This window comes from Cryobacterium gelidum, assembly GCF_004403985.1.
GTDB lineage: Bacteria > Actinomycetota > Actinomycetes > Actinomycetales > Microbacteriaceae > Cryobacterium > Cryobacterium gelidum.
This window is the reverse complement of sequence record NZ_SOHL01000002.1, coordinates 1-8,548: the sequence shown is the minus strand read 5'-3', so window position 1 is coordinate 8,548 and position 8,548 is coordinate 1. Positions and strand designations below refer to the sequence as shown.

Here is an 8,548-nt window from a genome sequence, read left to right as displayed (position 1 = left end):
CCGAGCGTCCGTCCTACAGTGACCGTGCGCCGCGCACCGATCGTCCGGCCTACAACAATGACCGTCCGGCCCGCACCGAGCGTCCGTCCTACGGTGACCGCAGCAGTGCGCCGCGCACCGAGCGCCCCTCCTACGGCGACCGCAGCAGTGCGCCGCGCACCGAGCGCCCCTCCTACGGCGACCGCAGCAGTGCGCCGCGCACCGACCGTCCGGCCTACAACAATGACCGTCCGGCCCGCACCGAGCGTCCGTCCTATGGTGACCGCGCACCGCGCAGCTTCGAAGACCGCGCGCCGCGTCGCTCCAACGACGACCGGCCGCCCCGTCGCGATTTCGGTAACGACCGTCCCAGCCGTTCCGACGATGGCGACAGCAAGTTCTACCCGAAACGCAGCGAAAACGGTGCCAAGCCCAGCTTCGCCGGTGGCGACGACGTCGTGCTCGAGCGTCTCGAAGCCATCGCGACGACGGCATCCGATGTCGTCGGTGTGACCTTCGGTGACCTGGGCCTCGGCGAGAACATCGTGCGTGAGCTTGCCGCCCTCGGCGCTCCGTCGCCCTTCCCGATCCAGGCTGCGACCATCCCCGACGTGCTCGCCGGGCGCGATGTGCTCGGCCGCGGCAAGACCGGATCCGGCAAGACCATCGCCTTCGGCGCTCCCCTGGTGGAGAAGCTCATGGAGAACAACGGCGCCAAGGACCGCAAGATGGCCCGCAAGCCTCGCGCGCTCATCCTGGCCCCGACCCGTGAGCTCGCGCTGCAGATCGACCGGACCGTGCAGCCCATTGCCCGCAGCGTCGGCCTGTTCACCACCCAGATCTATGGAGGCGTTCCCCAGTACCGCCAGGTCAGCGCCCTCCAGCGCGGCGTGGATATCATCATCGGCACCGCCGGCCGCATTGAAGACCTCATCGACCAGGGTCGTCTCGACCTGTCCGAAGTCGTCGTCACCGTGCTTGACGAGGCCGACTACATGTGCGACCTCGGGTTCCTTGAGCCGGTCCAGCGCATCCTGCGCCAGACCAAAGCCGGCGGCCAGAAGCTGCTCTTCTCCGCCACCCTCGACAAGGGCGTCGCCTCGCTGGTCAAGGAATTCCTGACCAACCCGGCCGTGCACGAGGTCGCCGGTGAGGACCAGTCCTCCTCCACGATCGACCACCGCGTGCTCGTCATCGAGCACCGCGACAAGGGTCGCATCATTGAAGAGCTCGTCAACCGCGACGGCAAAACGCTCATCTTCAGTCGCACCCGCGCCTACGCTGAGCAGCTCGCCGACCAGCTCGAGGATGCCGGCGTCAAGGCAACGAGCCTGCACGGTGACCTCAACCAGGCTCGTCGCACTCGCAACCTGCAGATGCTCACGAGCGGCCGGGTCAACGTGCTCGTCGCAACGGATGTCGCCGCTCGCGGAATCCACGTCGACGACATCGACCTGGTCATCCAGGCCGACGCCCCCGACGAGTACAAGACGTACCTCCACCGCGCGGGACGCACCGGCCGTGCCGGCAAGACCGGAACCGTCGTGACACTCATTCCCAAGCAGCGCAAGCGCCGCATGGACGAGCTGCTCGACCGTGCCGAGATCGATGCAAGCTACACCTCCGCCACCCCCGGTGACGCAGCTGTGCGCGAACTGGCCAATATCTAGCATTCGTTGATCTGTAAAGGGGCACCCGCCGTTCGGCGGGTGCCCCTTTTGCGTGCCGCGCGGGTTGTGTGAACCCACCCGAATCTGCCAGAATTACTTCCCGAACGATCGGTAGCTTATTCGTCGTTCCCGCACGCGCACGCAGATACCGTCGTCAGGAGAGAATATGGCCGAGGCCTACCTCGTTGGAGGAGCACGCACCCCCGTTGGCCGGTACGGCGGCATGTTGGCCACAGTTCGTCCCGATGACCTCGCCGCGCTCGTCGTCGGCGAGGCCGTGCGCCGCGCCGGTATCGACCCGGGCCTGATCGAAGAGATCATCTTCGGCGCCGCCACCCAGGCCGGAGAAGACAACCGCAACGTCGCCCGCATGGCCGGGCTGCTCGCCGGACTGCCCGACCACGTGCCGGGCATCACCGTCAACCGGCTCTGTGCCTCCGGAATGTCGGCGATCACCATGGCCGCGCAGGCCATCCGTGCCGGTGATGCTGATCTGTGCGTCGCCGGTGGCGTCGAATCGATGACCCGCGCCCCCTGGGTGCAGGGCAAACCCGATCGTGCCTGGGCCAAGCCCGGCGCCCAGTTCGACACCTCCATCGGCTGGCGCTTCGTGAATCCTAAACTCGCGGCCCGGGACAAGGCCACCTTTTCCATGTCGGAGACGGCTGAAGAGGTCGCCCGGCTCGACGGAATCACCCGTTCAGAAGCGGATGCCTTCGCCCTTCGCAGCCACCAGCGCGCCGCCGCCGCGATTGACGCCGGCCATTTCGTCGAGGAGATCGTCGGCGTTCCCACCCAAATGGGCGAGGTGCTCGTCGACGAGGGCCTGCGCCGCGACACCAGCCTCGGGGGACTCGCCGCCCTGCGCCCAATCGTTGCCGGCGGCTCTATCGTCACGGCCGGCAACGCGAGTTCGCTCAACGATGGTGCCTCGGCGATTCTCGTGGCGAGCGGTGAAGCCGTGAGACGTCACGGCCTCACGCCGCGGGCCCGCATCGTGGTCGGAGCGAGTGTTGGGCTGGCCCCGGAGATCATGGGCCTCGGCCCGGTCGCTGCCACCCAGCGTGCCCTCGACCGCAGCGGGCTGACCATCGCCGACCTCGGGGCGATCGAACTCAACGAAGCTTTCGCCACCCAGTCGATCGCGTGCATCCGCCGCCTCGGCCTCGACGACGAGACCGTCAACCGTAGCGGTGGCGCTATCGCGCTGGGGCATCCGCTCGGATCGAGTGGAGCGCGCCTCGTCGTCACCCTGCTCGCCCGCATGGAGCGGGAAAACGCCCAGCACGGCCTCGCCACCATGTGCGTTGGTGTCGGCCAGGGCTCGGCCCTCATTTTGGAGCGGGTGTGATGTCTGCGTCTGAACTTGAGCTCGGTGATCGTGGAGAGTCGGGGGTCCCCGCCCGGGTCGGCGTGCTCGGCGGCGGGCGCATGGGCGCCGGAATTGCGCACGCGTTCCTGCTGGCCGGAGCCCACGTGACACTCGTCGAACGCAACAACACCGAGGCGACGGCCGCCCGCGAACGCGTGCTGCGCGCCGTCGAGGCGAGCATTACCCGCGGTGCAACCGGCGAGACCCGCCCGGAACTGGAAGCTCGTCTCGCCGTCGGCGCCGATTTCGGTCTGTTCCGCGACCGGGAACTCGTCGTCGAGGCCGTTCCCGAGGTGCGCGCACTCAAGGTCGACGCCCTGCAAAAGGTCGAGGTGCAGCTAGCCGACGACGCGGCCCTCGCCAGCAACACCTCGTCGATCTCGATCAACGACCTCGCCGATGAGCTTCAGCGCCCGGCGCGCTTTCTCGGCCTGCACTTCTTCAACCCCGTGCCCGCCTCGAACCTGGTCGAACTCGTCACCGGCAGCGCCACCTCGCCCGAACTGGTAGCGGATGCCCGGAACTGGGTGTCTGCGCTCGGCAAGACACCGATTACCGTCAGCGATGCGCCCGGCTTCGCCTCCTCTCGGCTGGGAGTGGCTCTCGGACTCGAGGCCATCCGCATGCTCGAGGAGGGCGTCGCGAGCGCCTCGGATATTGATGCCGCGATGATGCTCGGCTACAAGCATCCGGTGGGGCCGTTGGAGCTGACCGACCTGGTCGGTCTCGATGTGCGTCTCGGTATCGCCGAGTACCTGCACCAGCAACTCGGTGCTCGCTTCGAACCGCCGGCGCTGCTGCGCAGGCTCGTCGGCGAGGGCAAGCTGGGCCGCAAGTCCGGCCAGGGCTTCTACCGCTGGGACGAATCCTGATGCCCGCCCGCACCGCGGCCCCGCTCGCACCGCGCACGCACCACAAAGGAGGCCCCATGACGACCATTCTGCCCAGCTACGTGCAGGGCGCCTGGTGGACGCCACCCGACGAAGATGCCTTCGCTGCCGACGTCTGTGACGCCTCGACCGGTGAGGTCGTCACCCGTGTCAGCACGCAGGGCCTCGATCTCGCCGCGGCGCTCGACTACGCGCGCACGGTCGGCCAACGGAAGCTCGGCGAGCTCACCTTTCACCAGCGTGCCGTCCTGCTCAAGCAGATGGCACTGCTGCTGACCGAGCGCAAGCCGGAGCTGTACGCGCTGTCGAGCCGCACCGGCGCCACCACGGTGGACTCCTGGATCGACATCGACGGCGGCATCGGCGTGCTGTTCAGCTACTCCTCGAAGGGCCGCCGGGAGCTGCCGAATGCCCGCGTCTACGTTGACGGGCCGGTCGAGCAGCTCTCCAAGGACGGGTCCTTCATCGCCCGCCACATCTACTCGCGCCTGCCCGGTGTTGCCGTGCAGATCAACGCGTTCAACTTTCCGGTCTGGGGCGCCCTCGAGAAGTTCGCGCCGGCCTTCCTGGCCGGCGTGCCCACCGTGGTCAAGCCCGCGACACCCTCCGGGTACCTCGCCGAGGCGTTCGTGCGCATCCTCGCCGACTCCGGCCTGCTGCCGGAGGGTTCGCTGCAGCTCGTCTCCGGCAGTGTGCCGACCCTGTTCGACGACGTGCGCCTCGGCGACCTCGTCGCCTTCACCGGATCGGCCTCCACCGCCGAGAAGCTGCGTGCGAGCGACTCGGTGCAGACCGGGAGAGTGCGTTTCACCAACGAGACCGATTCGATCAACGCGTCGATTCTCGGAACGGATGCCGCCACCGGCACGCCCGAATTCGATGCGTTCGTCAAGCAGGTCGTCGCCGAGATGACGGTCAAGGCCGGCCAGAAGTGCACCGCCATTCGCCGCGTTATCGTGCCGCGTGCGGCCATGGACGACGTCGTCGCGGCGGTGCAGGCTCGTCTTAGCGAACGCGTCGTGCTCGGCGACCCCCGCGCCGAGGGCGTTACCATGGGTCCGCTCGCGTCGACAGCGCAGCGCCTCGAAGTGCTCAAGCAGGTGGGCCGCCTGCAGGCTGCCGGCGGCGATCTGGTCGTCGGCAGCACGGATGCCCCGGCCGTGTTGCACGCGGACGGCACGACCGCCGTTGCTCCCGACGGCGCCTTTGTCGAGCCACTTTTGCTGCGCTTTGACGACGCTTCGGTCGCCGCCGTGCACGAGGTTGAAGCCTTCGGCCCGGTCTCCAGCGTGCTCGGCTACGACACCCTCGATGAGGCAATCGCCCTGGTGCGCCGTGGCGGCGGGTCGCTCGTGACCAGCATTGCCACGCACGACCCCGAGGTTGCCGTCACCCTGATGACTGGAATCTCCGCCTTCAACGGCCGCGTGCTCGTGCTCGACCGCGACGACGCACGCACCTCAACCGGGCACGGTTCGCCGGTACCGCAGCTCGTGCACGGCGGCCCCGGCCGGGCCGGCGGCGGTGAAGAGCTCGGCGGCATCCGTGCAGTACTGCACCACATGCAGCGCACCGCCATCCAGGGTTCGCCCGAGATGCTCACGGCCATCACCGGAATCTGGCACCAGGGCGCGCCTGCACAGGCCGGCGGCACGCATCCGTTCAGAAAGAGTCTTGCTGAGCTCGTGATCGGCGATCAGATCAAGTCGGACTCCCGCACGGTGACCCTCGAGGACATCGAGACCTTTGCCCAGTTCACCGGGGATACCTTCTACGCCCACATGGACGAAGCGGCGGCCGCGGCCAACCCGTTCTTCCCGGGCCGGGTGGCGCACGGCTACCTGCTGGTCTCCTGGGCCGCCGGCCTGTTCGTCGATCCGGCCCCCGGGCCGGTGCTGGCGAACTCCGGCCTCGAGAACCTGCGGTTTGTGACGCCGGTCTCGCCCGGTGACAGCATCCGCGTCGCGCTCACCGCGAAGCAGATCACGCCGCGTGAAACCGACGAGTACGGCGAGGTGCGCTGGGATGCCGTGCTGACCAATCAAAACGATGAACTCGTCGCGTCCTACGACGTGCTGACCCTGGTCGCGAAGCACGGGGCCGGTCACATTCGAGAAGCGGGCTCGCGCACCGTGCGGGCCCGCTGATGAACCTGACCAACCAGGGGCGAAGATTTGACGGCAGTTTCTGTGCACTCGAATTGGTCCCGATTGACCTGCCATCGCCGTCCAGAACACCATCGTGCTCTGCTGACGGCAGTGTCTAAGCGACGGGTTTAGACCATCGCGGTGTCGGTGCGAACGGCCGTTCGAGCGTCGATTGTCGTCTTCGGTCGCCCTGCAAGAGTGGTGACGGGCAGCGAATCGGCCTCGCTGACGATGGCGAGTCCCTGAGCGCTGTTGGCTAAGCGGCTGAGGTCCTCGATCCACTGCCGGTTGATCGCGGCGGCGTGCCCGCCGGCGTACTTGAAATACAGCGGGATCGCTGGGTTCAGCCAGATCGAGCTGCGACCGGAACCGGCCCCCGCGGCATCCTGCCAGGACAGCAGAAAACTTTCACCCCGTCTCAGTTTCTGCACGATCACGAGTTGCAGGTGCGCGAGGGTGCGATCTTCGATCTCCACAACGACGCGGTCATACGTGAGAGAACCCATGATTGCCTTTCTGATCGAGTCAGCGGTACCGCCGATATCCAGTATCTCGGATGTGTTCAGGGCGCACTAGAGGCCAACGTCCCCACCTGCTCCTGCATCCGCCGGTCTGCGCCAAGCACCGGCATTCGCTTAGCCGGCGTCGTCGTCGGTCGTGCCGGCGCGGACGCGCGCAACCGTTTCCCACGCCGCGACGGTGACCAGAATGAACGAGGTCGCCGCCCCCAGCCCGAGTGGAGTCATGACCGCGGATGCCGTACCGGCCACAGCGAGCAGCGCGACCCCGATAAAGTGCGATGCGAGCACGGTGCGCGTGACAATCCAGCGAAAGAGCAGCAGCCCCACCAGATAGAACAGCGGCCCGCCAACGATGGTGACGGCAACTGGAAGCGTCATGGCGTCCTCAGGGTGTTCGAGCACCGACTTGTCGGCGACCGAGGTCAGTACGATCCCCGCGATGATGATTGCGTGCACATAGGTATATGCCAGCCGCGCAATGCGGCCGGGCTCACTCGATGCTGAAATCGACTTGCTCCCGGCCTGCTCCCCGTGATCGAAGTAAAGCCACCACATCGCCACCCCGTTCACAAAGGCGAGGAACAACCCGAAGATCCCGAGAGTGGATGCCTCCTGATCGACAAATGCAAACCCGGTCACCAGAAAGGACTCACCGACGGCGATAATCACGAACAGGGCGCTGCGCTCCGCGATGTGGGGTCCGGAGACATCCCAGTCATCAATGCCCGGAGCCTTCAGCCCTGGAATGCGAAACCCGAGGCTCGCCGAGCCGTATTCGATAGCCAGTGCGATCAGCCAGGCCGGCAGCCGGACCGACAGGGGCATAAGGGCCCCGACAATCCAGAACACGCTCGCGACTGAGAGCCACAGCAGAATACGCAGGAAGGTCGCGTGCAGAGCCGGATCATGCCGGGCCAGAGCGAGCACCATGAAGACGGTGCGACCCAGTTGAAGGGCAACGTAGGCGATGGCGAAAACCAGCCCTTGATCGCCGAACGAATCGTAGATCGACGTGCTGATCACAAGGCCGATGAGGGAGAGCCCGATAACGACGCCGCGCACTGGAAGCTTGGCCGGGTCGAGCCAGTTCGTCACCCAGGTCGTGTAGACCCACAGCCACCACAGAGCGAGCACGAGAATGATCGACTCCAGCGCACCGGCCCAGGACTGGTTGGCATACAGGTACCGTGACAGCTGGGTGAGCGCGAAAACAAAGATGAGATCGAAGAACAACTCGATATAGGTGACCCGATCACTGCGTTCGGAATCCTCCGGCCGCAGGAGGCTGCGTCGAAAGCCGAGGCGCAGAATCCACCTGCGATGCTCAAGCGGATACTGCTGCGTCGGTTTCTCTGATCGGCTCACGCCCCCAGTCTGCCCGGCACCCCGGCATTCGCCCATCTATTTCCACCCATTTGCGGTTCGGACGCTTGTTCCGGGGAGGGTGCGTCTTCTGTCGTGGCCTTGCCTTATCCCTGAGGCTCCGGGCGGAGGTCGGGCGGCTGGGCGTGTGATCAATCGTGGGCTGGGTTGCCGTTCTACCGCCGGGCCTGCGCGGGCCGGTTTGTGTTGGCGGGGGGGGCNGGGTGGTTGCTGGGGGTGCGACACGCCCGGGTGGGGGGCGTTTTGACGGGTGGGCTGGGGGACCGTAATGTATCTATACGTACCCCAAAGGTGCGGAAAGCCGCAGTGCTTTTCGGCCTCACGTGGGACCGTCTTCTAGTCAGATCAATGTTGGGTTCTTGTTTCAAGTTCTCTGGTGTTGGGCTAGGATTGTAAGCCTCCACCGGGTGTGTGTTGCTGGTTGAGTCGTGTTGTCCGAGTGTTTGTGGTGTCTTTTTGGGGCCGGGAATTGCTGGGTGTGGCCGATTTGACAGGGACTGGCCGGGTGGGTAAGTTAGACAAGTTGCCCCGGAGCGACAGCCCAGTAGGGCCTGAAGTCGGGTGCGTCCGATCCTTGAGAACTCAA

General features: G+C 66.3%; 6 protein-coding genes. 4 read left to right on the top strand and 2 right to left on the bottom strand.

Going from position 1 to position 8,548, the window contains the following annotated elements:
• The 4 genes from E3T50_RS00125 to paaZ all read left to right on the top strand — a co-directional run.
• Positions 1 to 1,649, top strand: a 1,649-nt coding sequence (locus E3T50_RS00125) for a DEAD/DEAH box helicase (protein WP_241990670.1), incomplete at its 5' end; no start/stop codon positions are given.
• Between the two features lie 166 nt (positions 1,650 to 1,815).
• Complete coding sequence (locus E3T50_RS00120; protein ID WP_134550055.1) at positions 1,816 to 3,000, top strand: thiolase family protein; 1,185 nt, start codon at positions 1,816 to 1,818, stop codon at positions 2,998 to 3,000.
• Entirely contained in the window at positions 3,000 to 3,893 is an 894-nt protein-coding gene (locus E3T50_RS00115; protein ID WP_134550056.1) for a 3-hydroxyacyl-CoA dehydrogenase family protein, read from the top strand. The genes E3T50_RS00120 and E3T50_RS00115 overlap by 1 nt, the downstream gene beginning before the upstream one ends.
• Positions 3,894 to 3,949: 56 nt before the next feature.
• Positions 3,950 to 6,058, top strand: coding sequence for a phenylacetic acid degradation bifunctional protein PaaZ (gene paaZ / locus E3T50_RS00110; protein ID WP_134550054.1), 2,109 nt, complete (start codon positions 3,950 to 3,952; stop codon positions 6,056 to 6,058).
• A gap of 128 nt (positions 6,059 to 6,186) precedes the next feature.
• Here the strand turns inward: paaZ and E3T50_RS00105 are convergent, their stop codons facing one another.
• Together E3T50_RS00105 and E3T50_RS00100 are read right to left on the bottom strand one after the other, a co-directional pair.
• The gene (locus E3T50_RS00105; RefSeq protein ID WP_174844705.1) at positions 6,187 to 6,564 is read right to left on the bottom strand and encodes a DUF7882 family protein; all 378 of its coding nucleotides are present in this window, start codon (positions 6,562 to 6,564) and stop codon (positions 6,187 to 6,189) included.
• A 129-nt stretch (positions 6,565 to 6,693) separates the two neighbouring features.
• Positions 6,694 to 7,944: a low temperature requirement protein A gene (locus E3T50_RS00100; protein WP_166784159.1), complete on the bottom strand. Its 1,251-nt coding sequence runs from the start codon at positions 7,942 to 7,944 to the stop codon at positions 6,694 to 6,696.
• Positions 7,945 to 8,548 lie beyond the last annotated feature (604 nt).

Bases quoted from the DNA above. Each gene is read 5' to 3' on its own strand.
- E3T50_RS00120 (WP_134550055.1), top strand. From the start codon at position 1,816: ATGGCCGAGGCCTACCTCGTTGGAGGAGCACGCACCCCCGTTGGCCGG.
- E3T50_RS00115 (WP_134550056.1), top strand. From the start codon at position 3,000: ATGTCTGCGTCTGAACTTGAGCTCGGTGATCGTGGAGAGTCGGGGGTC.
- paaZ (WP_134550054.1), top strand. From the start codon at position 3,950: ATGACGACCATTCTGCCCAGCTACGTGCAGGGCGCCTGGTGGACGCCA.
- E3T50_RS00105 (WP_174844705.1), bottom strand. From the start codon at position 6,564: ATGGGTTCTCTCACGTATGACCGCGTCGTTGTGGAGATCGAAGATCGC.